This is a genomic window from Pseudomonas sp. ME-P-057, assembly GCF_030208975.1.
Lineage (GTDB): Bacteria > Pseudomonadota > Gammaproteobacteria > Pseudomonadales > Pseudomonadaceae > Aquipseudomonas > Aquipseudomonas lutea.
In genome coordinates, this window is sequence record NZ_JARVSX010000008.1 from 19,347 (window position 1) to 43,128 (window position 23,782).

A 23,782-nucleotide genomic window follows, 5' to 3' on the forward strand; every position below is an offset into this window, starting at 1 on the left:
ATCGCCATAATAAAGGATTAACAAAATGGCCAACATGATTTCCAGTGAAACACTAACAAATCTAGTCGCGCCCGCTGTACCCGGCGCACTTCCAGACGGGCTGCTGACAACGAGCCAGCTCGCTGGCCCAGTCCCGGTTCAGTTTGAAGTATGGAATGGCGCTCGCCCCGGATACACTTGTCAGCTGCTGTGGGACGATGAGCGTATTGGTTCCCTGATGACGTTAGATAGCGAAGTTCCAGGCGACCTGCTCACTCTTGAAATCCCTCAAGCTTATCTGGTCGAAGGCAACCATCGCCTGGCTTACGAAATCATGAATCCGATCAATATGCGGTATGACCGGTCCGACGCTATCACAATCCAAATCGACCAAACCGCCCCCGGCGCCCCGCAACTCGCCCCCATCATCTTCCCGGACACCATTCAAAACACCCTGACCTCCTCCGAGCTGGAAGACCTGGGCAACTCGCTTCCCGGCAAGATCGCCGGCTACACCGGCATGGCCGCGGGTGACGAAATCCATACCTACTGGGGCGCGGCCGAAGGGCCGATGACGGTTGTCGATGCAGACGACATGGGCCTGAACCGGGTCATGGTGGACTTCACCCGTGCATTTCTGGAGCAGGCCGACGGGCAAAGCTCAGCCGTGACCTACACCGTGACGGACCGCGCGGGCAATGTATCGATGGTGTCCGAGCCGGTGATGATCGACCTGCAACTGTCGGTGCTGACACCTTTGCCCGACCCGGTGATCCTCGAAGCCAACGGCCATATCCTGGACCCGGCCAATGCCTCGAACGGCGCTACGCTGGTGATCGGTGCATCGGCTAATCTGCGCGAAGGCGAAATCGTGACTGCACGGTGGAAAGGCCCCAAGAGCAACGAAAGCCAGGAAAAACTCATTTCTGCCACCGACGCCGGCAAGGCGTTCGCCCTCGTGTTCTCCAACAGCGTGGTAGTGGCCAACGACGGCCAGAATGTCGTGGTCACCTACAGCGTGACGCGCGCCAGCGGGACCGTGCAGGAATCGGCCCGGCTTGACCTGAAGATCATGAGCGCGGCACTGGTGTTGCCGGCGCCCACCGTGGACTCCGTGGGGCCGGACGGCGTTCTGCGTCCCTCTCTGATCGCAGGTCCCGATGCGGTGGTGCGCGTCAGCTATCGCGCCATGGAGCAACAAGACCTCGTGCGCGTGCGCTGGGTGGGCGAGCAGACGTTTGAAACCAATGTCACGCCTGTTGGCGATCTGTCCGAACTGGTGTTCGGCGTACCGAAAGCTGTCATTGAGGCAGATACGGGCGGCACTGCCACGTTGACGTACATCGTCACTCGCAACGGAACCGACATGGCGTCTGAGCCGCTTGAGTTGTCGATCATCGAAGGCATGGTGTTCGACACCTCGCCGGTCACGCTGGCCGGCAAGGTTTACCTTGTCCCGGGTTATCCGGGCCTGCTGCCGGCGGCGTTCCCGAGCGGTACCACGGTGCTCCGCCCGGCCAGTGGCGGTCGTCCTCCTTATACGTATTCCAGCAGCGACCTAAAGGTGGCGGTCGTCGATGCCTCCGGTCTCACGTCGGTACGCGGCAACGGCGTGGCGACGATCACGGTCATCGATGCGGCGGGCGAGAAGCAGAGCTTTACCGTCTCCGTCACCGGCGTCATCGAATGCCACGGCGTCGGCTCGGGCAATCTCACCCAAGTCTCCAACGCAGCGTCCCGCATTGGCGCGCGGATCCCGAGCATTCACGAGCTGATCGAGATCTACAACGCTTACGGCAACCGCTGGCCGATGGGCAACGCCAACTATTGGTCTTCCACGGTGGCGAAGAACGTATTTGGGGCGAAGTGGTATTACGTCAAGAACCTCAATACCGGCCAGGACTTCAAGTTGCTTCACATCAACAACAGCCTGGGCGTCGCGATTCGCTAATCCACTCTGTTGTCAGGCGGTCAGGCTTGAGCGCCTGACTACAAGGCTCAAAGACGTCGTCGCGAGACGGCGTCTTCCGATTACAACGCACCACCCTACGCGCCATCCCTGACCCTTCAGCTCGCCAGGCGGCCCGCGATCAGTTCCGCCATCTCCTGCATGCACGCCTCAGCCGTGACACCCGACGATTTCAGCGGTTTGAGGTCGTGGTTGGCGGTCGGCACCCAATGCACGTCGATCTGTTTCGACAGTGTGTACCCTTCAACCGTCTCGCGGTTGCCCAGCGCATCTCGCTCGCCCTGCACAATCAGCGTTGGCGTTTGCAACTCCGCCAGGTGCGCGACGCGTGGCTTCTCCGGTTTACCGGCCGCGTAAAACGGGTAGCCGAGGCAGAACAAGGCGTCGGCCTGCACGTCATCGGCGATCAGGCTGGCCATGCGTCCGCCCATGGATTTGCCACCGATTGCCAGACGCCCCTCAACACTCGAACGCACAGCGGCGTATACCTCACGCCAGCTGTCCAGCAGCCTGGCTTGTGGGTTGGGCGGCCGTTTGCGTCCGTCGATCCGGCGCTGCGCCATGTGCGGGAATTCAAAGCGCAGCACGCCGACGCCCAACGCGGCAAGACGCCCGGCCACGTCATTCATGAAGTCACTGTCCATCGGCGCGCCCGCGCCGTGGGCCAGGATCAACGTGGCCCCCGGGTTCGTCGCCGTCCCGGTGGGCGCATTCCACAACCAGCCGTGTTGCTCTGCCAATTGAGCGCATGCCTGGGCGTTGTTGCTGACTGAGTGTGCCTTGCTCATGGGGACCTTTTCTCTTGAATTGCTCAACGCCCGGACACCGCGCCGGGCGCTACGGCGGACATTATGGGCCATGGTTCAGGAGGTCGGGGCAATGGCGGGCAACAACGCTGCTCATATTGTCCATGCCGGCGTGCCATGTACTCTGCGACAGCAAGGGTTCAGCTCCCGGCCGTTAGTCTGTCCTGGCACTTCGGCAAGAAGCACCGAACCCTGAGCGCCCCAACCTGCACACAACCGGGCGGTTTCATCGACGGAACATGCTTTTTGTCCGCGCCGGACGATTACCCGTGACGATCGCCGGTCTTCTGCCAGCTCGGGCCAAATATTTTTGGGCAGATAAAAGTGACAATGTCAGCGGCTTTTTGTATACAACTTTGCATTAGAAACGCTCTCAAGATGCTCAGGAACGGCAGGCGGAGAACCGTTTCAGCTATCTCCGGAAATGGTTGATCGCCGCGTCCCGTGCGGGACGCGGCAACTTCACTCCCAGCGCGGCCAAGTGTCGCAGCGGTCGTTTTCAAGCCTTCCCTCCGCGATCAATCGCGTCTAAGCTGTGCCCGCACAGTGGACCGGCGACAGCTAGCCACAGGCCAGGCAATAAGATTGTGCACGGCACCGCAGCCCTCTTGCAGACAAACAGCACAGCACTGTTTTCACCCGCAGGGTTGTATCCAATCCCTCCCACTCACGCGCGCGATCCTGCTCGACCTGTCTTCTCTCTTTCAGACCACTCAGCCAGATACGCCCTGCGCTAAAGCGCCTGTGTGTCTGCGTGTGCTGCGCCCAGCATTGCCTCGCCCTCGCCTTCGCCATTGCGCAGCAGGCCCAGGCGCCGTTGAGGGTGCGGGCGTTACCACTCTTTAATACACACCGTGGGACCTGAAATGAGCACTGCACCGAACCCGACTGCTTATAACTACAAAGTCGTCCGCCAGTTCGCCATCATGACGGTGGTCTGGGGCATCATCGGCATGGGCCTGGGCGTGTTCATCGCCTCTCAGCTGGTGTGGCCTGATCTGAACTTCGGTCTGCCGTGGACCACCTTCGGCCGGCTGCGCCCTCTGCACACCAACCTGGTGATTTTCGCGTTCGGCGGCTGCGCGCTGTTCGGCACCTCCTACTACGTGGTCCAGCGAACCTGCCAGACGCGGCTGATTTCCGACGGCATGGCCGCCTTTCACTTCTGGGGCTGGCAAGCGGTGATCATCGGCGCCATCGTCACCTTGCCGATGGGCTACACCACCACCAAGGAATACGCCGAACTCGAATGGCCGATCGCGATCCTGCTGGCGATCGTCTGGATCACCTACGGCATCGTGTTTTTCGGCACCATCGTCAACCGCAAGACCAAACACATTTATGTCGCCACCTGGTTTTATGGCGCCTTCATCGTGGTCACCGCGATGCTGCACATCGTCAACCACATCGCGCTGCCGGTGAGCCTGTTCAAGTCGTATTCGGCGTACGCCGGCGCCACGGACGCCATGATCCAGTGGTGGTACGGGCACAACGCCGTGGGCTTTTTCCTCACCACCGGGTTTCTCGGGATGATGTATTACTTCGTGCCAAAGCAGGCCGAACGGCCGATCTACTCCTATCGCCTGTCGATCGTGCACTTCTGGGCCTTGATCACCCTGTACATCTGGGCCGGGCCGCATCACTTGCATTACACGGCGCTGCCGGACTGGGCGCAGTCGCTGGGCATGGTGATGTCGATCGTCCTTCTGGTGCCCAGCTGGGGCGGCATGATCAACGGCATGATGACCTTGTCCGGCGCGTGGCATAAATTGCGCACCGACCCGATCCTGCGCTTTCTCGTGCTGTCGCTGGCGTTCTACGGCATGTCGACGTTCGAGGGGCCGATGATGGCCATCAAAACCGTCAACTCCCTTTCCCACTACACCGACTGGACCATCGGCCATGTTCACGCCGGCGCGCTGGGCTGGGTGGCAATGATCTCCATCGGCGCCGTTTACCACATGATCCCCAGGCTTTACGGCCGTGCGCAGATGCACAGCGTGGCGCTGATCAATACCCACTTCTGGCTGGCCACCCTCGGTACCGTGCTCTACATCACCTCGATGTGGGTCAACGGCATCACTCAGGGCTTGATGTGGCGTGCAATCAATGACGACGGCACGCTGACCTATTCATTCGTCGAGGCGCTGCAGGCCAGTCATCCCGGCTACATCGTGCGCGCGCTGGGCGGGGCGATTTTCGCCAGTGGCATGCTGTTCATGGCCTACAACGTGTTCCGCACGATTCGCGCAGCGGACAGGGATGAGGCGCAAGCGGCCGCACAGATCGCCGTCGTGGGGGCGCATTGATGATCAAACACGAAGCACTCGAGAAGAACATCGGCCTGCTGTCGATCTTCATGGTCCTTGCCGTTGCCATTGGCGGGCTGACGCAAATCGTCCCGTTGTTTTTTCAGGACGTCACCACTCAGCCGGTCGAGGGCATGACGCCACGCCCGGCGCTGGAGCTCGAAGGCCGCGACGTTTATATGGCCAATGGTTGCGTGGGCTGCCATTCCCAGATGATCCGGCCATTGCGCGCCGAAACCGAACGGTACGGGCATTATTCGGTGGCGGGCGAAAGTGTCTGGGATCACCCGTTTCTATGGGGTTCCAAACGCACCGGGCCGGACCTTGCGCGGGTGGGCGGTCGTTATTCGGATGACTGGCACCGCGCGCACTTGTACAACCCGCGCGACCTGGTGCCGGAGTCGATCATGCCGGCTTACCCCTTCCTCGCCGAGACGCCGCTCGACGGCCAGCAGACCGCGAAGAAGATGCAAGTGCTGCGCAGCCTCGGCGTGCCCTACACCGATGCCGACATCGCCGGTGCCGCGCAAGCGGTGAAAGGCAAGACCGAAATGGATGCGCTGGTGGCCTACCTGCAGGGCCTGGGCACCCTCATCAAGAGCAAACGGTGATCGCCATGGACATCGGAACGATTAGAGGCCTGGGCACTGTTGTAGTGATGGTGGCCTTCATCGGCCTGGCGTTATGGGTGTACAGCCCGCGTCGCAAGGCTGAATTCGACGATGCCAGGCTGCTGCCGTTTGCCGATGAGCCTCAGGCGCCCCACCCGCTCAACCGCAATGAGCAGGCGCAGGCCCAGGCGTCGCAACAGACCGCAAGGAGATCAAAGGAATGAGCACCTTCTGGAGCCTGTACGTCACCGTGTTGACGCTGGGTACGATTTTCGCGATGGCCTGGCTGCTGTTTGCCACCCGCAAAGGCCAGCGCGTCGACACCACGGATGAAACCGTCGGCCATGCCTTCGACGGCATCGAGGAGTACGACAACCCGTTGCCCAGGTGGTGGTTTCTGCTGTTCGTGGGCACCCTGATTTTCGCGTTGGGTTATCTTGCGCTGTACCCCGGCCTGGGCAACTGGGCGGGCCTGTTGCCGGGCTATGACTACGCGGACAACGACAAGAAAATCCGGTTTTCCGACGGGGCCACAGGCTGGACCGGCGTGCACGAGTGGGAGAAGGAAATGGCTCAGTCAGAGGCGCGCTTCGGGCCGATCTTCGCCAAATTCGCTGCGATGCCCATTGAGGAAGTGGCCAAGGATCCTCAAGCGCTGAAGATGGGCGGCCGGCTGTTCGCTTCCAACTGTTCCGTGTGCCATGGCTCCGACGCAAAGGGCGCTTACGGATTCCCCAACCTGACCGACGCCGACTGGCGCTGGGGCGGTGACCCGCAAAGCATCAAAACCAGCATCATGGCGGGACGCCACGCGGTCATGCCGGCATGGGGCGCAGTGTTCGGCGAACAGGCCGTGCGGGACGTGTCGGCGTACGTGTTGGCTCAGCTGGCGGGCCGTGCCCTGCCCGCTGATGCCCAGGCAGACCCGGCCGCGGGACAGAAGATCTACGCCACGACCTGCAGCGCCTGCCATGGCCCGCAAGGCAAAGGCGTCGCCGCGTTGGGCGCACCTGACCTCACCCACCCGGCCGGATTCATTTACGGGGCCAGCTTCGCGCAACTGCAGCAGACCATTCAGTACGGTCGCCAGGGCCAGATGCCCGCCCAAGCGGTGCTGCAAGGCAATGACCGGGTTCATCTGCTGGCGGCGTACGTCTACAGCCTGTCCCACGAAGGCAAACCGGCGGACACACCGCCAGACTCACCGCAATGATCAGCCAGCTGCAAACTTCCTCCCATGCGCCCACCGCTCCAGCGCTGTGCTTTATCTCCATGCTCCACCGTCATGGGACGCTTCCATGAATGACCGGATTGAGCTGCACAACATCACGCCGCCGACAGATAGCCAAGGCGACACGGTCGACCTGTATGCGCCGCGGGAAGAGATTTACACCCGCGCCTTCACCGGGCTGTTCCGCAACGTGCGCATGGCGGGCGGCGCGCTGCTGTTCCTGCTGTACTTCGGTACGGTCTGGCTTGAGTGGGGCAACCATCAAGCGGTGTGGTGGAACCTGCCGGAGCGCAAGTTCTACATCTTTGGCGCAACGTTCTGGCCGCAGGATTTCATCCTGCTGTCAGGGATCCTGATCGTCAGCGCCTTCGGCCTGTTCTTCATTACCGTCTGGGCCGGACGCGTCTGGTGCGGCTACACCTGCCCGCAAAGCGTATGGACCTGGGTCTTCATGTGGTGCGAAAAGCTCACCGAGGGCGACCGGCACCAGCGCATCAAACGCGACAAGTTGCCCATGACCGGCAATACCTTCATGCGCAAGGCCGTCAAGCACAGCCTCTGGGTCTTGATCGGGTTGGCGACCGGGCTGACCTTCGTCGGTTACTTCTCGCCGATCCGTGAATTGCTGGGCGACTTCTTCATCGGTCAGGCCGACGGCTGGGCGTATTTCTGGGTGGGCTTTTTCACCCTTGCCACTTATGCCAATGCCGGTTGGCTGCGCGAACAGGTGTGCATCCACATGTGCCCGTATGCGCGGTTTCAGAGCGTGATGTTCGACAAGGACACCCTCATCGTCTCTTATGACCCACGACGCGGCGAGCCACGCGGTGCGCGAAAAAAGGACCTGGACTACCCGGCCCGGGGCCTCGGCGACTGCATCGATTGCACGATGTGCGTGCAGGTCTGCCCCACCGGCATCGACATCCGCGACGGCTTGCAGATCGCCTGCATCGGCTGCGCGGCGTGCATTGACGCCTGCGACACGGTTATGGACAAAATGAACTACCCCCGCGGGCTGGTCAGCTACACCACCGAGCACGCCCTCGCCGGGCAAGTGACCCGCCGGTTGCGGCCTCGGCTGATCGGCTATGGCGCGGTGCTGCTCATCATGATCGGCCTGCTGACCGGCGCGTTCATGACGCGCCCGCTGGTGGGGCTGGATGTCAGCAAGGACCGCATGCTGTACCGGGAAAGCGCCGACGGCCGGATCGAAAACGTGTACAGCGTGAAGATCATCAACAAGGATCAGCTTGACCATACCTATGCGCTGGACGCCTCGGGGCTGCCCGGGCTGAAGCTGCAAGGCGGCCAAGCAGTAAAGGTGCCCGCCGGCGAAATCGTCAGCGTGCCGGTGCAACTGTCGGTCGCGCCTGAACAGCTGCCGGCGGGCAGCCAAGAAGTCATTTTTACCCTCAAAGACACCGCAGCTGACCGTTCCAACAGCCGCGACACCGACGTCCACGCCAAGAGCCGTTTCATCGGCCCCTCCACTCGCTGACCGAGGCTGAAGATGAACGCCACCCCCGCAGCAAGTCCTTGGCACCGGCATCTATGGCCGTGGGTGATCATTGGCGTTTTGACCTGCTCAGTGGGGCTGACGCTGGCGATGGTGGCCATTGCCGTCACCCACCCGGATAACCTCGTCACCGATAATTATTATGAGGCCGGAAAAGGCATCAATCGCGCCCTTGACCGCGAACTGTTCGCCCATGCCCTCAACCTCAGCGCCAGCGTCGGCGTGGATGAGCTGACCGGCGAAGTCGACGTGCGTTTGAGCGGCGCCAGTCAGCCGGAGACACTGGTGCTGAACCTGATCTCACCGACCCAACCGGACAAGGACCGCAAGGTCGTGCCCGCGCGCAATCCTTCCCAGCCGGGGCGTTACGTCGGACAGTTGAGCGACCGTGTCGAGGGGCGGCGCTTCGTTGAATTGCTGGGGGTGGAAAACGGTCGGGTATGGCGTTTGTTCGAGGAAGAAAGAATCACTCCCGGACAGCGCCTGACGCTGGGCGACGAGCCGATTCAAGGCGCGGACAGGCACTGACGTGAAAACCCCGCTCGCTTGCTATCACTGCGCGTTGCCCGTTCCCCCGGGCAGTCGGTTTGTCACGCCGGTACTCGGCCAGGCGCGTGAATTCTGCTGCCCCGGCTGTCAGGCGGTGGCCCATGCCATCGTCGCCGGCGGGCTGGAAAGCTATTACCGGCACCGCAGTGAAGCCTCGACTTCACCCCAGGCGCTGCCCGTTCCGCCAGCAGACGAACAGGCGCTCTACGACCGCCCCGACGTACAGCAAGCGTTCGTCCACCGTGTCCCTGAGGCGCGCGAACGTACAGGTCCCGGTCGAGCGGAAAAGGCGGCAGGAGCGCGCTTGCCCGCGTATGGCGGTCGGCCAGACGAGTCATCTGCCGCAGACAGACCCCGTTCGCGGGCAAGCGGGCTCCTGCAACGGATCTCCGCCCAGCGTGAAGAAGGTACTGTCTGCGGACAAGCGACGGTGGCCGAAGTCACGTTGCTGATCGAGGGCATCACCTGCGCCGCGTGCGGCTGGTTGATCGAGCGTCATCTGCGCGGGCTGCCCGCGGTGATCGAGGCGCGGCTGAACCTGTCCAGTCATCGACTGCACCTGCGCTGGGACGACCAGGCATTGTCGTTGAGTCAAGTGCTGAGCGAGGTGCGCAGCATTGGTTACGCCGCTCACCCTTACCGCCCCGACACCGCTACGGAGCAACTGGCCCTGGGCAATCGCCGCAGCCTTCGGCAGTTGGGTGTCGCCGGCCTGCTGTGGTTTCAGGCGATGATGGCGACCATGGCGACCTGGCCCGAATTCAACCTCGACCTCAGCCCGGAGATGCACACCATCCTGCGCTGGGTGGCGATGTTTCTGACGACACCAATCGTCTTTTACAGCTGCGCGCCGTTCTTCAAAGGCGCACTGCGAGACCTGCGCGCTCGGCATCTGACGATGGACGTTTCAGTGTCGCTGGCGATCGGCGCAGCCTACATCGCCGGGCTCTGGACCGCGATCACCGGCATCGGCGAGCTGTATTTCGATGCGGTCGGGATGTTCGCGTTGTTCTTGCTCACGGGCCGCTACCTTGAGCGCCGCGTCCGTGAACGCACCAGTGCGGCGACCGCACAACTGGTCAACCTGCTGCCGCCGTCGTGCCTGCGGCTGAACGCGGACGGCCAGCCCGAACGCATTCTCATCGACCAACTGTGCGTTCACGATCAGGTGTTGGTGCACCCCGGCGCGCTGGTGCCGGCAGACGGAAGGATTATCGCCGGGAGATCGAACATCGACGAGTCGTTGCTCACCGGCGAATCGATGCCGCAGCCCCGTCAACTCGGCGACGCTGTCACCGCCGGCACCGCCAACGTGGACAGCGTACTCACGGTGGAGGTGCTCGCCTTGGGGCCTGACACCCGGCTCTCGGCGGTCGTGCGCCTGCTGGAGCGGGCGCAATCGGAAAAGCCGCCGCTGGCGCAGATGGCCGACCGCGCGGCCCATTGGTTTTTGCTGGTTTCGCTGCTGTCGGCAGCGTGTGTCGGCGTGCTTTGGTGGCAGCTCGACGCTACACGAGCGTTCTGGATTGTGCTGGCCATGCTGGTTGCCACGTGCCCCTGCGCCCTGTCGCTGGCAACGCCGACCGCGCTCACCGCCGCCACGGGCACGCTGCACAAGCGCGGGCTGTTGCTGACCCGTGGCCATGTGCTGGAGGGGCTGAGCAAAATCGACACGGTGATTTTCGACAAGACCGGCACACTGACCGAAGGCCGTCCGACGCTGCGGGCCATTCACCGTCTGGGCGTGCTGAACAACGAGGACTGCCTGAGCTTGGCGGCCGCACTGGAAAGCCACTCCGAACACCCGATTGCCCGGGCGTTTGGTCGGGCGCCTTTGGCAGCGCACGAGGTTGTTGCGACGCCAGGCCTGGGCCTTCAAGGTTGCGTCAACGGTCGGCACTTACGCATCGGCGAGGCGGCCTTCGTCAGCGCCCTCAGCGGTAGCGCGGTGCCGAAGATGCCAGACGAGCCCGGCCAGTGGTTGCTGCTTGGGGATGACACTCAGCCTCTGGCCTGGCTGGCACTGGAGGATCGCCTGCGCGATGACGCCGCTGCCCTGCTCGAGGCCTGCCGACGGCGGGGCTGGCAAACATTACTGCTGTCCGGCGACAGCTCACCTGCGGTGTTCAGTGTCGCGGCGCAACTGAAGATTGATAGTGCCCGGGGCAGCCTGACGCCCGATGACAAGCTCGCCGTGCTCCAGCAGCTGCGCGCCGAGGGGCGGACGATTCTGATGATCGGCGACGGGGTCAATGACGTGCCGGTGCTGGCAGCGGCCGACATCAGCGTTGCCATGGGCTCGGCCACCGATCTGGCCAAGACCAGCGCGGACGCGGTGCTGCTGTCCAATCGGCTGCTTGCAGTGGTCGAAGCCTTTGGCCTGGCCGATCGTACGCGGCGCATCATTGTGGAGAACCTGGCCTGGGCCGGGCTGTACAACGGGCTGGTGCTGCCCTTCGCGGCGCTGGGCTGGGTGACGCCGCTTTGGGCGGCAGCCGGAATGTCGGTCAGTTCGCTGGTGGTGGTGCTCAATGCCCTGCGCCTGACGCGGATCAAGACGGAGACGGCCGATTCAAGCCCTGCCGAATCAAGCCGAGCGGTGTCGGCATGAGCCTGCCAGCGAGTTGGGAGGTTGCATGCCCGCGCTGTACATCATGATTCCGGTGGCGCTGCTGATCGTGGCGGTGGCGATCTACGTGTTCTTCTGGGCCGTGGACAGCGGCCAGTACGACGACCTCGACGGCCCGGCCCACAGCATTTTGTTTGACGACCAGGACCCGGGGCATCAGGCCGGAGTGGATGAGGCATCAGTGGAAGGCAGGGCAAGCGAGCGCCGGGACGGTGAGGCGTGAGCCCGTGGGTTTTTGCGGTGCATGCAGAGGCGCTTTCGCGGGCAAGCGCGCTCCTACAATGGGACCCAGTCTTTAGTACGGGCGCGGCTGCGCATCGGAACGCGATCCCTTGTAGGAGCGCGCTTGCCCGCGAAGACGTCAGTACCGTCACCGCCACCCCTTGGAGAAACGCCAATGCCTGACCTCCTACCCCAACTCGTGTCTGCCCTGATCCTGGGCCTGCTTGGGGGTGGGCATTGCCTGGGCATGTGCGGCGGACTCATGGGCGCGTTGACTCTGGCCATCCCCAAAGCGCAACACAGCCGACGCCTGCGCCTGCTGCTGGCGTACAACGCCGGACGCGTTTTCAGTTATGCCTGTGCCGGGCTGCTGACCGGCCTGCTCGGCTGGGCCGTGGCCAACAGTCCTGCCGCAATCATGCTGCGGGTCATCGCGGCCGTGTTGATGATCACCATGGGCCTTTACCTCGCCGGGTGGTGGAGCGGCCTTACCCGAATCGAAGGGCTGGGCCGCTGGATATGGCGTTACCTGCAACCCATCGCCAGCCGCCTGATGCCGGTGTCGACCGCGCCGCGAGCGCTGTTGCTGGGCGCGCTTTGGGGCTGGCTGCCGTGCGGGCTGGTTTACAGCACACTGCTGTGGTCGGCGAGCCAGGGCAATGCATGGCACAGCGCATTATTGATGCTCGCGTTCGGCCTCGGCACCTGGCCGGTGCTGCTGGCGACCGGCGTGGCGGCCGAGCGTGTCACCGCACTGCTCCGTCGCCGCAGCGTGCGCGTCGCCGGCGGCGTGCTGGTGATTGTATTCGGCCTTTGGACCCTCCCCGGCCCGCACCAACAATGGCTCATGGGGCATCGTCATCACGCCATGGACCATACCGGCATGGCGCACGGCTGAGCCGGCGTCAGACTGAGCCCGCAGCTTGCTGTTCAAGGGGGCGTCCCACTCTGTTCCTGCGCAATGGCCAGCTGCTGCCCGACAGCGCGACGCCTGGACGACTGCCATCTCCTGAAGGGTTAAGAGCCCGCATTCGTTGATCCAGATCAATGTCTTCTCCCGTGTGCTCCCTACACTGCCCGCACCGCCAGCCTTATCGGGAATACCCGCATGCTCGACGACGTTCGTTGGGATTCTGAACTCATCCACCGCTACGATCTGGCGGGGCCGCGTTACACGTCCTACCCCACTGCCGTGCAATTTCATACGCAGGTTGGCGCCTTTGAACTGCTGCATGCGCTGCGGGACAGCCGCAAGGCGTCGAGGCCCTTGTCGCTCTACCTGCACATCCCGTTTTGCGCGAACATTTGCTACTACTGCGCCTGCAACAAGGTCATCACCAAAGACCGCGGCCGCTCGCAGGCGTACCTGCAACGCCTTGAGCGCGAGGTCAGCCTGATCGCCGCGCATGTCGATGATCGTCAGGTGGTCGAACAGCTGCACTTGGGCGGGGGCACGCCGACGTTCCTCAGTCACGCTGAACTGCGCCAGCTCATGGGCCATCTGCGCCAGCATTTTACGTTGCTGGACGACCATTCCGGCGACTACGGCATCGAGATCGATCCACGTGAAGCGGACTGGTCGACCATGGGCCTGCTGCGTGAACTGGGCTTCAACCGGGTCAGCCTAGGCCTGCAAGACCTCGATCCGCTGGTGCAACGGGCGATCAACCGTCTGCAGAGCCTCGAGGAAACCCGCGCCATCGTCGAGGCTGCACGCACGTTGCAGTTTCGCTCGGTGAACATCGACCTGATCTACGGGCTGCCGCTGCAAACGCCGGAGGGTTTCGCCCGGACCGTCGACGAGGTGATCGCGCTGCAGCCCGACCGGCTTTCCGTATTCAACTACGCGCACCTGCCCGAACGTTTCATGCCCCAGCGGCGCATCGACACGGCGCAATTGCCCAGCGCCGAACACAAGCTGCAGATGCTCCAGCGCACCATCCAACAGTTGACCCGCGCCGGCTACCGCTACATTGGCATGGACCACTTTGCCCTGCCCGATGACGACCTGGCGATGGCCCAGGAAGACGGCACGTTGCAGCGCAATTTCCAGGGCTACACCACCCATGGCCACTGCGACCTGATCGGCCTCGGTGTCTCGGCCATCAGCCAGATTGGCGAGCTTTACGCTCAGAACACCAGCGATCTGAACGACTACCAGAGCCTGCTGGAAAGCGATCAATTGCCGACCCGGCGCGGGCTGAGTTGCACAAGGGACGATCAATTGCGGCGGGCCATCATCGGCCAGCTCATCTGCCATTTCCGCCTGGATTTCGCGCGCATCGAGCACACCTTCGCCATCCATTTTCAGGAGTATTTTCGTGAGCAATGGCCGCAACTGCTTGTCATGGCCACGGACGGGCTGATCCAGCTGGATGTCGGCGGGATCACCGTGACACCGGCGGGGCGCCTGTTGGTGCGCTCGATCTGCATGGTCTTCGACGCTTACCTGAGCGGCCAGAACCGTCAGCGATTCTCCTGCGTCATATAGGTCTTCTGCGCCTCAAGCGCAGCAGCCACCCTTTTTGCCATGGACGGCGCGTGGTAGTCGCAGGGCTGACCCCTGAGTTACCCTTACGACTTATGTGTGTTTCTTTACAAGGAATTACCCGATGTCTGAGCCAGTCAAACTGCGCGCTCACACCCAGGCCCATTGCAAGGACTGCAGCCTGGCCCCGTTGTGCCTTCCGCTTTCATTGAACCTGGAAGACATGGATGCACTGGACGAAATCGTCAAACGCGGTCGGCCCTTGAAGAAAGGCGATATTTTGTTCCGCCAGGGCGACACCTTCGATTCCGTCTACGCCGTCCGCTCCGGCGCGCTGAAGACCTTCAGCCTGAGCGACAGCGGCGCTGAACAGCTCACCGGCTTTCACCTGCCCAGCGAACTGGTCGGGCTTTCCGGCATGGACGCCGAGGCTTATCCCGTCACCGCTCAGGCCTTGGAAACCACATCGGTCTGCGAAATCCCCTTCGACCGCCTGGACGAATTGTCGGTGCAGTTGCCGCAATTGCGTCGGCAGTTGATGCGCGTCATGAGCCGGGAAATCCGCGACGACCAACAGATGATGCTGCTGCTGTCCAAGAAGACCGCCGACGAGCGAATTGCCACGTTCCTGGTCAACCTGTCGGCGCGCTTTCGCGCCCGTGGCTTCTCCGCCAACCAGTTTCGCCTGAGCATGTCGCGCAACGAGATCGGCAATTATCTGGGGCTGGCGGTAGAGACCGTGTCCCGGGTATTTACCCGCTTCCAGCAAAACGAGTTGATCGCCGCCGAGGGCAAGGAAATCCATATTCTTGATCCCATTCAGTTGTGTGCGCTGGCTGGCGGGTCGCTGGAAAGCTGATGCATCACGGCCCGGGCGGGCTTAGACTGACGTCTTTTGTGTCATGTCCTGCCCGAGATCCTTATGCTTTTCGACGAATCCAGCATCAAAGCCCTGATCCGCCCTGTCGTGGATTTCCCCAAGCCCGGCGTGATCTTTCGTGACATCACCCCGCTGTTCCAGTCGCCCAAGGCCCTGCGCCTGGTCATCGACAGTTTCATCCAGCGCTACATCGATGCCGACTTCAGCCACGTGGGCGCCATGGATGCACGCGGCTTTCTGATCGGTTCGATCGTCGCTTATGAGCTCAACAAGCCGCTGGTGCTGTTTCGCAAACAGGGGAAGCTGCCGGCTGACGTGCTGGCCGAGGCCTATCAGACCGAATACGGCGAAGCGCTGCTCGAAGTACATGCCGACAGCCTGTGCGACGGCGACTCGGTGGTGATGTTCGATGATTTGATTGCGACGGGGGGCACCCTGATTGCCGCCGCCAACCTGATCCGCCGCATGGGCGCCAAGGTTCACGAAGCCGCTGCGATTATCGACTTGCCAGAACTGGGCGGCTCCCAACGCCTGCGCGGCATGGAAATCCCGACCTTCTGCCTGACCGAGTTCGCGTTGACGGAAAAGTGATCGTCGACAGGCGCTTCAACCTCATCGATTGAGCCACCGCGTTCGCCAGCAAGCCGGCTCCTACAGGTTTTGTGTGGGCAGGCCTATGGCGACAATCATTAGATCGCAGTGCATAAATGGAGGAGCCGCCCCGAATCGTAGGAGCCGGCTTGCTGGCGAACACGGTGGGTCAGGCTCGGCGATGTCACAGGCTGATATGTTTCGCGGGCAAGCGCGCTCCTACAGTGGACCCAGGCAACCCCCGATATGTGCGAGGTATGCAAATCCGTAGGAGCCGGCTTGCTGGCGAACACGGTAGGGCAGGCCCGGCGATGTCGCAGGCCGATATGTTTCGCGGGCAAGCGCGCTCCTACTGTCGACCCAGGCAACCCCCGATATCTGCGCAGTACGCAATCCCAACGAAATCTGCGGCATACGGGCTTCGATGACGCTTCTGCGCCATCGAAATGGCGGCATTTACAACTGGATCGGCTTGCGCCCGGCGAATGAGTGCGCGAGGGTGCCGCCGTCGACCAATTCAAGCTCGCCGCCCAGCGGCACGCCGTGAGCGATCCTTGAAGTGATCAGGCCTTTGGGGGTCAGCAGCTGCGCAATGTAATGGGCTGTCGCCTCGCCCTCGACCGTCGGGTTGGTCGCCAGAATCACTTCGGTGAAGGAATCCTGTTCTTCAATCCGCGCGATCAGTTGCGGGATACCGATGGCTTCCGGCCCCAGGCCGTCCAGCGGCGACAGATGCCCCTTGAGCACAAAATAGCGGCCGCGATAACCGGTCTGCTCGACTGCATACACGTCCATTGGCCCCTCGACCACGCAGAGCAGCGTGTCGTCGCGGCGGACATCCGCGCACTGCGGGCACAGTTCCTCTTCGGTGAGGGTGCGGCATTGCTTGCAGTGACCGACGCCTTCCATCGCCTGACTCAGCGCCTGGGACAAGCGCGAGCCGCCACTGCGATCACGCTCCAGCAGCTGCAACGCCATGCGCTGGGCGGTTTTCTGACCGACGCCGGGGAGAATGCGCAGGGAGTCGATCAACTGGCGAATCAGGGGGCTGAAGCTCATTGGAGAAACGTCCGACAAAAACACGAGACGCGGTTTATACCCGCGCCTCTGATTACCGTCAAATCAGGCTCACGACACCTTGACCACGAGCTTGCCGAAGTTCTTGCCTTCGAGCAGGCCGATGAATGCGTCCGGTGCGTGCTCCAGACCTTCCACCACGTCTTCGCGGAATTTGACCTTGCCGTCTTTTACCAGCGGCACCATGGCCTGCATGAATTCCTCCAGACGGTGGTAGTACTCTTCGTAGACGATAAAGCCCTGAATCCGCGCGCGCTTGGTCAACAGTGTGCGCATCAACAGCGGCAGACGATCCGGGCCCTCTGGCTGGGACTGGGCGTTGTAATGGGCGATCAGGCCGCACAACGGCACGCGCGCGTGCTGATTGAGCAGCGGTATCACGGCTTCCAGCACTTTGCCGCCCACCAGTTCGAAATAGACGTCGATGCCATCCGGGCAAGCCGCCTTCAGCTGCTCGGCAAAATCTTCGCTACGGTGATCGATGCAGGCGTCAAAACCCAGCTCGTCCACCACGTAGCGGCATTTCTCTTCGCCACCGGCAACGCCGACTACACGCAGGCCGTTGAGTTTGGCAACCTGGCCGACCACTGAACCGACCGCGCCGGACGCGGCAGCGACGACCAGCGTCTCGCCCGCCTTCGGCTTGCCGATGTCCATCAGGCCCATGTAACCGGTAATGCCCGGCATGCCCAACACGCCAACCGCCATGGACGGGCTCGGCAGGTCCTTTGGCGCAGGCAACAGGTTGCTGCCATCGGAGATGCTGTGGGTCTGCCAGCCGGTCTGACCGACCACCAGGTCGCCTTCTTTGAATGTCGGGTGACGTGACTGCTCGACCACGCTAACTGCGCCGCCTTCCATCACTGCGTCGATTTCCACGGGTGCGGCGTAGGACGGCGCGTCGCTCATGCGTCCGCGCATGTACGGGTCAAGCGACAGGTAAAGCGTGCGCAATTGCACCTGGCCGTCTTGCAGGTCAGGCAGCGCTTCACGCTCGAGTCGGAAGTTTTCCGGAGTGGGTGCGCCCTGTGGGCGGGAGGCCAGGACAATACGCTGGTTGAGGATCATTTCTTGCGTCATCGGAACGGGCTCCATATCAAGTTGCGAAGATATAGAGAGCAGACCGTCCTCACCGGGACGCGTTCGGTTGGATGTGCAGGCGAAAAAAAACCAGGCACTCAGGCCTGGCTTTTTTGAGGTCGCTACGCGATCAGAACGGCAGTTTCATGCCTGGCGGCAGCTGCATGCCGGCGGTCATGCTGGCGGTTTTCTCCTGGCTCGCTGCTTCGATCTTGCGCACGGCGTCGTTGACGGCCGCAGCGATCAGGTCTTCCAGAATTTCCTTTTCCTCCTGCATCAGGCTGTCGTCCAGGCTGACGCGCTTGACGTCATGACGCCCGGTCATGACCACGCTCACCAGACCGGCACCGGACTGGCCGGTGACCTCGGCGTTGGCCAGTTCTTCCTGCATCTTGGCCATTTTTTCCTGCATTTGCTGAGCCTGCTTCATCAGGCCTGCCATGCCACCTTTCATCATGGGAGTTTCTCCTCGAAAGCCATTGGGTCAAAAGTCGTGGGTGTCGTGCGGGCGCCAGCCGGGCTGGCGCCGATGAAATCAATGAGCCTGCGCCGGCGCATCCACCGGAACAATCGTATCCTCGCGGATCGACGCACCGAACTGCTGCATCATCTGCTGGATGAACGGATCGCCGTGGATCGCCGCCTCGGCCTGCTTCTGCCGATCGGCGCGCCGGCGGGCCGCCGCCTGAGCGGGGGTTTCCTGCTCGGGCTTGATCAGTTCGATACTCAGGTTGAGGGTGCGTTCATGGTATTGGTTCAGCGCATCATTCAAACGGCGCTGCTGGGTGGAGTTGAATAACGCACTGTGGGCCGGATCCAGGTGCAGGAGCCAATTGTCGCCTTCCACCGAGATCAACGTACAGTTGGCGGCGATGCTGCCGGTCATGCCGGAAATCGGCAGTTTGGGGAACAGCTCAAGCCAGTCCGCAGCAAGCCCGGTGGCGGGCATGGCCGCAGGAAGCAGCTCGGGCTCCTTCTCCACCGCTTCGACAGCCTCATGCGCCAGGTCATCCAGGTAGGCAAACGATGCCGGGTCGATGTCGATGTCGATGTCCGGCTCGTAGTAATCGTCATCGGGCGGCGGCTCGTCGTCGCGCTCCATGGGCGCGGGCACGTAGGCCGTCGCATCGGGCACGTGCTCAATCCTCTGCGCCGTCACCGTTTCGGCAGCGGCCTGCAGTTGCTCCAGCGACTCAACCTCCGGCGCGTCCGGTACCGGACTCGCCGGGGTGGGCGCAGGCATGGGCGTGAGGTCAGGTTGCTCGGACACCGTGTCGAGCACTGGTTCGGGGATTTCCGCTACGGGATCGGCCGCTGGCTCTGCGACAGGCGCAGGTACAGGTTCAGCGACAGGCGGCTTTGCTTTGGGCTCGTTCCAGGGCAGGTCAAGTGCTTCCTCGGACGCAAGCGCAGGCACTGCGTGCGCCTCAGCCACTGCCGCTGCGGCAGGCGCGTGAACAACGGGCGCAGGAGCGGCGACAGGTGCTGGTGCTGGTGCTGGTAATGCGGACGCTGAACTCGCCACCGCTGTCCGGGAATCAACCGTGGCCGGGTTGATCCCCACTGACTTTAACGGCTGTGTCGGGGCGTTGTCGGCGTCCGCGGGACGGAACGCCAGCATGCGCAGCAGCACCATCTCAAAGCCGCCGCGCGGGTCGGGCGCCAGCGGCAAGTCCCGACGACCGATCAGGCCCATCTGGTAAAAGAACTGCACGTCTTCGGCGGGCAATGCCTGGGCCAGCGCCAACACGCGATCGCGGTCACCGTGGCCATTGTCGACCCCCTCGGGGAGCGCCTGAGCGATGGCAACCCGGTGCAGCACGTTCAAAATCTCGGACAGCACGCCGTTCCAGTCCGGGCCCTGCTCGGCCAGATGGCGCACCGCTTCGAGCAACGAGCGGGCATCGCCCTCGATCAACGCAGCCAGTACGTCGAACACCTGGCCGTGGTCCAGCGTGCCGAGCATGGCACGTACGTCAGACGCGAGCACTTTGCCTTCACCGAACGCAATCGCCTGATCGGTCAGGCTCATGGCATCACGCATCGAGCCATCGGCGGCGCGGCCCAGCAGCCACAGCGCGTCGTCCTCGAAAGGAATATTTTCGGCGCCAAGGACGTGGGTCAGGTGCTCGACCACACGTTCAGGTGTCATGTTTTTCAGGGAGAACTGCAGGCAGCGCGACAGGATGGTCGCCGGCAGCTTCTGCGGATCGGTCGTCGCCAGGATGAACTTGACGTAGGGCGGCGGCTCTTCGAGGGTTTTCAGCAACGCGTTGAACGAGTGGCTGGAGAGCATGTGGACTTCGTCGATCAGGTAGACCTTGAAGCGGCCACGACTCGGGGCGTACTGCACGTTGTCGAGCAGCTCGCGGGTGTCTTCGACTTTGGTACGGCTGGCGGCGTCGATCTCGATCAGGTCGACGAAGCGGCCTTCGTCAATTTCGCGGCAGACCGAGCATTCTCCGCACGGCGTTGATGTGATACCGGTTTCGCAGTTCAGGCACTTGGCAATAATGCGCGCGATGGTGGTCTTGCCAACACCCCGGGTGCCCGTGAACAAATAGGCGTGGTGCAGGCGCTGGCTGTCGAGCGCGTTGATCAGGGCCTTGAGCACATGGGTCTGGCCGACCATTTCGCGGAACGAGCGCGGACGCCATTTACGTGCAAGAACCTGATAACTCATTGAAAACCGTCGACTGGGTTGCGGAAGACCGCCAATGCTAGCGGAGCAGGGGCAAAATTGCATCTGGTGTCCGCTGCTTATCGCTTTATTATGGCGGCCGGGCTCCCGCAGGACGGCTGCGCAAGACAGCTCGCACGATGATTCTCCCACCCAGCGCCTCACGCCGGCTCCGCACAGGAATCGCGCGGAGCGGTGGGCCGGAGGCGTCGCACTGTTACTTCGAGGGATCCGGATGCGCAAATGGATGATGTGTGCGGTGGGGCTGCTCAGTGCTTCGGCGGCGGCCGATGGCCCGCCTCTTCGCTTTGCGGTGGCCGACAGCTGGTCAATGCCGCTCATGCAAGTCGGTCCCGGAGGCCCCGAAACCGGAATCCTGTTCGACATCATGGAAAGCCTGGCCAGGCAGATCGGCCAGACGGCTGAGTACCGTGTCTATCCACGACTGCGCGTGCAGGCGGCTACCGAACGTGGCGAAGTCGACGTGCGCTGTTATGCCGCCCAGTCCTGGTTGCCGGACATGTCCGGCGACTACACCTGGAGCCTGCCCCTGCTCACCCAGTACAACGTGCTGGTCGGCAGTGCTTATGACACCGCGCCCTTTCATCTGAGCGCCATTCTTGGGGATCACATCGGCACCGTGCTGGGCTATGCCTATCCGGTGCTCGACCCGTTGTTCGCCACGGGTGATCTGATCCGCGAAGACGCCAGGCTGCAGGAACAGGTGCTGCCCAAGCTGTCGGCCCACCGCTACCGCTATGCCGTAGATACCCAGTGGTCGCTGGACTGGTACAACCGCGACCGCAAGGCCGATGAAAAACTCAAGCCGGTCTGGGTCATCGACGAGCAGCCAGTGGGCTGCGTGACTCGCAATGACCCCAGTGTGCCGTCCCAACGAATCATGCGCACCCTGCTGCGGATGAAGATGTCCGGCGAAATCGAACGGATTGTCGAGCGGTATCAAGTGCATTCGGGTAACGCGACTGATGGACATTAAGGCCGCGCCGCACTTTCCATTAGGGGACTGCCGATAAATGTGGGATTGCCGACAAGTGTGGGACCGGCTTTAGCCGGGAAAGCGTCATGCGCCACAACCAAAGATTCGATGTCGCCTGCGCTGACCCCTTCCCGGCTGAAGCCGGTCCCACAAGTGCATCGCATGTAGTCAGTGACGCTGGCTGCGCACCGACTTGTGGAACTGCCGAAGAATGTGGGACGGGCTTTAGCCGGGAAAGCGCCAGACTGTGGGACCGGCTTCAGCCGGGAATGCGCTTGACTGTGGGACCGGCTTTAGCCGGGAAGGCGGCGTGGAGCTTAGCGCGAGATTCAAGCGGCGCATTGCTGTAGCAATTCCGTCATCTTCCCTCGCTAGGCTCCTTCGACACATGTTGTAACAAGTCGACGAGCGAGCGCCCTGCCATGACCCAGAAACCGGAAGATCCCGCCCAAGCAGCAGCCAATCAGACGCCCGTCAACGGCAGTCGCCGGCGGTTCCTCGGGGGCGTTGCAGTGCTCGGGGCAGGTGCGACCCTGAGCGGGGTCGTCGGCGCCGCCGAGACCGTCGACGGCAAGCCTGCCGCAGGCACGGTACTGAGCGGCCCGGCGCTGGACAAAGCGCTGCAGGACAACATCAAAACCATTGTCGTCATCTACGGTGAGAACCGCAGTTTCAATAACCTGTTCGCCAATTTCCCCGGCGTTGACCACCCGCTCTCGGCGGTCAAGCCGGAGGAATACCGTCAGCGTGATCGCGACGGCAAGCTGCTCGAAACGCTGCCGCCGTGCTGGGGCGGCGTGTGCCAGGTCGGACCGCAAAGCGTCGACGGCGTGACCTATGCAACGGGCGTGCAGTACCAGGAAAACCTGCCCAACGCACCCTTCCCGCTCAAAGGCCCGAGCGGCGAGGACCTGCCCCTCAGTGTCATCACCCGCGACCTGTGGCACGTGTTCTATCAGAACCAGATGCAAATCAACGGCGGCAAAAATGACGCCTTTGTTGCGTGGGCGGATTCGGGCGGCCTGACCATGGGTCATTACGCGCAGAGCCAATATTCCCTGCGCCTGTGGGACGTGGCCCGGGAGTTCGTGCTCTGCGACAACTTCTTCCAGGGCGCTTTCGGCGGCTCGTTTTTGAACCACCAGTACCTCATCGCCGCCAGGGCCCCCTTCTACCCGGACGCGGCGAACTCCCCGGCGAAGTCGCAAATTGCCGTGCTGGAAAGCAGCGACCCTCTGGATTACCGACTCAAACCGCTGGAAAAATCCCCTGCCAGCGCCATGACCGGCCCGCCGCAATTCGGGCCCAGCGCGCTGACGCCCGACGGGTTCGGTGTCAACACCATGGCCCCGCCCTACTGGCCGACCTGGCTGCGTGACAAGGACAAGCCCGATTATTCTCAGCCGGGGCTGGCCAACGTGCTGGTGCCCCAGACCCACGAGCATATCGGCGACAAGCTCTCCAAGAAGGACATCGACTGGGCCTGGTATGCCGGCGCCTGGCAGGTCACGCTGGACGAGTACAAGGACTCCACGGGCATTCCCAAGATCCCGAATTTTCAGTACCACCATCAGCCGTTCAACTACTTCAAACAGCAAGGCCCGGACAACCCGACCGAACGCCGCAAGCGCCTGCGCGATGCCGGACTGGGTGACGAATCGTCAACCAACAAATTCCTCGCGGATGCCGAGGCCGGCAAACTGCCCGCAGTGACCTTCTACAAACCCCAGGGCAACCTCAACATGCACGCCGGGTACGCCGACGTGGCGGCGGGTGATCGGCACATCGATCGCGTCATCAAAGTGCTGCGCAACAGCCCGCAGTGGAAAAACATGGTGATTGTCGTGACCGTCGATGAGAACGGCGGCTGGTGGGATCACGTGGCGCCGCCCAAAGGCGACCGCTGGGGCCCGGGCACGCGGGTGCCGGCCATCGTCATCTCGCCGTTTGCGCGCAAAGGCACGGTCGACCACACGACCTACGATACCGCCTCGATTCTGCGCCTGATCACCCGCGTGCACGGCCTGGAAAAACTCGATGGCCTGACCGAACGGGACACCGCAATGGCGGCGCGCGGGCAGGCACCGATGGGTGATTTGAGCAATACGTTGCAGTTTTCGGTCTAGCAAGTGCCCTGCTGTTGCTGGCCAATCTGAAATGGCAATGCA

The 23,782-nt window shown here is 62.6% G+C and carries 20 protein-coding genes; 15 read left to right on the plus strand and 5 right to left on the minus strand.

The window, feature by feature from the left end; translation table 11 throughout:
* Window positions 1-34: 34 nt before the first annotated feature.
* On the plus strand, window positions 35-1,930 hold the full coding sequence (locus QRN48_RS03400) for an immunoglobulin-like domain-containing protein (protein ID WP_285348967.1): 1,896 nt from the start codon (window positions 35-37) through the stop codon (window positions 1,928-1,930).
* Window positions 1,931-2,046: 116 nt separating this feature from the next.
* Here QRN48_RS03400 and QRN48_RS03405 read toward each other — a convergent pair whose 3' ends face one another.
* The gene (locus tag QRN48_RS03405; protein WP_285348904.1) at window positions 2,047-2,736 is read right to left on the minus strand and encodes an alpha/beta family hydrolase; all 690 of its coding nucleotides are present in this window, start codon (window positions 2,734-2,736) and stop codon (window positions 2,047-2,049) included.
* Between the two features lie 884 nt (window positions 2,737-3,620).
* On the opposite strand from QRN48_RS03405, the gene ccoN reads away from it, so the two are divergent.
* From ccoN to QRN48_RS03465, 12 genes are all read left to right on the plus strand, one after another.
* Window positions 3,621-5,063 carry a cytochrome-c oxidase, cbb3-type subunit I gene (gene ccoN / locus QRN48_RS03410; protein WP_285348905.1) on the plus strand — a complete coding sequence of 481 codons (1,443 nt, stop codon included), beginning with the start codon at window positions 3,621-3,623 and terminating at the stop codon, window positions 5,061-5,063.
* A complete protein-coding gene (gene ccoO / locus QRN48_RS03415; protein WP_191946065.1) occupies window positions 5,063-5,674 on the plus strand; it encodes a cytochrome-c oxidase, cbb3-type subunit II in 612 nt (203 codons plus the stop codon). Before ccoN ends, ccoO begins: the two co-directional genes overlap by 1 nt.
* A 5-nt stretch (window positions 5,675-5,679) precedes the next feature.
* Window positions 5,680-5,898: a cbb3-type cytochrome oxidase subunit 3 gene (locus QRN48_RS03420; protein ID WP_285348906.1), complete on the plus strand. Its 219-nt coding sequence runs from the start codon at window positions 5,680-5,682 to the stop codon at window positions 5,896-5,898.
* Entirely contained in the window at window positions 5,895-6,887 is a 993-nt protein-coding gene (gene ccoP / locus QRN48_RS03425) for a cytochrome-c oxidase, cbb3-type subunit III (RefSeq protein WP_285348908.1), read from the plus strand. Before QRN48_RS03420 ends, ccoP begins: the two co-directional genes overlap by 4 nt.
* A gap of 85 nt (window positions 6,888-6,972) precedes the next feature.
* Entirely contained in the window at window positions 6,973-8,403 is a 1,431-nt protein-coding gene (gene ccoG, locus QRN48_RS03430) for a cytochrome c oxidase accessory protein CcoG (protein WP_285348910.1), read from the plus strand.
* Between the two features lie 12 nt (window positions 8,404-8,415).
* The gene (locus QRN48_RS03435; protein WP_285348912.1) at window positions 8,416-8,949 is read left to right on the plus strand and encodes a FixH family protein; all 534 of its coding nucleotides are present in this window, start codon (window positions 8,416-8,418) and stop codon (window positions 8,947-8,949) included.
* A 1-nt stretch (window position 8,950) separates the two neighbouring features.
* Entirely contained in the window at window positions 8,951-11,581 is a 2,631-nt protein-coding gene (locus QRN48_RS03440; protein WP_285348914.1) for a heavy metal translocating P-type ATPase, read from the plus strand.
* Window positions 11,582-11,606: 25 nt separating this feature from the next.
* Window positions 11,607-11,822, plus strand: coding sequence for a cbb3-type cytochrome oxidase assembly protein CcoS (gene ccoS / locus QRN48_RS03445; RefSeq protein ID WP_285348916.1), 216 nt, complete (start codon window positions 11,607-11,609; stop codon window positions 11,820-11,822).
* A gap of 174 nt (window positions 11,823-11,996) precedes the next feature.
* Complete coding sequence (locus tag QRN48_RS03450) at window positions 11,997-12,719, plus strand: sulfite exporter TauE/SafE family protein (protein WP_285348918.1); 723 nt, start codon at window positions 11,997-11,999, stop codon at window positions 12,717-12,719.
* Between the two features lie 210 nt (window positions 12,720-12,929).
* Window positions 12,930-14,312 (plus strand): oxygen-independent coproporphyrinogen III oxidase, encoded by a 1,383-nt coding sequence (gene hemN / locus QRN48_RS03455; RefSeq protein ID WP_285348920.1) that lies wholly within the window; start codon window positions 12,930-12,932, stop codon window positions 14,310-14,312.
* Window positions 14,313-14,433: 121 nt separating this feature from the next.
* A complete protein-coding gene (gene fnr, locus QRN48_RS03460; RefSeq protein WP_037011412.1) occupies window positions 14,434-15,168 on the plus strand; it encodes a fumarate/nitrate reduction transcriptional regulator Fnr in 735 nt (244 codons plus the stop codon).
* A 63-nt stretch (window positions 15,169-15,231) separates the two neighbouring features.
* Window positions 15,232-15,780 (plus strand): adenine phosphoribosyltransferase, encoded by a 549-nt coding sequence (locus QRN48_RS03465; RefSeq protein WP_285348922.1) that lies wholly within the window; start codon window positions 15,232-15,234, stop codon window positions 15,778-15,780.
* Between the two features lie 456 nt (window positions 15,781-16,236).
* On the opposite strand, the gene recR is transcribed toward QRN48_RS03465, so the two are convergent.
* The 4 genes from recR to dnaX form a co-directional block, all read right to left on the minus strand.
* Window positions 16,237-16,839 (minus strand): recombination mediator RecR, encoded by a 603-nt coding sequence (gene recR, locus QRN48_RS03470; RefSeq protein ID WP_037011414.1) that lies wholly within the window; start codon window positions 16,837-16,839, stop codon window positions 16,237-16,239.
* A gap of 69 nt (window positions 16,840-16,908) precedes the next feature.
* Window positions 16,909-17,937, minus strand: coding sequence for an NADPH-dependent curcumin/dihydrocurcumin reductase (curA, locus tag QRN48_RS03475; RefSeq protein WP_285348924.1), 1,029 nt, complete (start codon window positions 17,935-17,937; stop codon window positions 16,909-16,911).
* A 130-nt stretch (window positions 17,938-18,067) separates the two neighbouring features.
* Complete coding sequence (locus tag QRN48_RS03480) at window positions 18,068-18,394, minus strand: YbaB/EbfC family nucleoid-associated protein (RefSeq protein ID WP_037011416.1); 327 nt, start codon at window positions 18,392-18,394, stop codon at window positions 18,068-18,070.
* Between the two features lie 78 nt (window positions 18,395-18,472).
* A complete protein-coding gene (dnaX, locus tag QRN48_RS03485) occupies window positions 18,473-20,620 on the minus strand; it encodes a DNA polymerase III subunit gamma/tau (protein ID WP_285348926.1) in 2,148 nt (715 codons plus the stop codon).
* Window positions 20,621-20,852: 232 nt separating this feature from the next.
* Between dnaX and QRN48_RS03490 the strand changes: the two genes are divergently transcribed.
* Window positions 20,853-21,614: a substrate-binding periplasmic protein gene (locus QRN48_RS03490; protein WP_037011419.1), complete on the plus strand. Its 762-nt coding sequence runs from the start codon at window positions 20,853-20,855 to the stop codon at window positions 21,612-21,614.
* Between the two features lie 422 nt (window positions 21,615-22,036).
* Complete coding sequence (locus QRN48_RS03495; protein WP_285348929.1) at window positions 22,037-23,740, plus strand: acid phosphatase; 1,704 nt, start codon at window positions 22,037-22,039, stop codon at window positions 23,738-23,740.
* The last annotated feature ends 42 nt before the right edge of the window (window positions 23,741-23,782 follow it).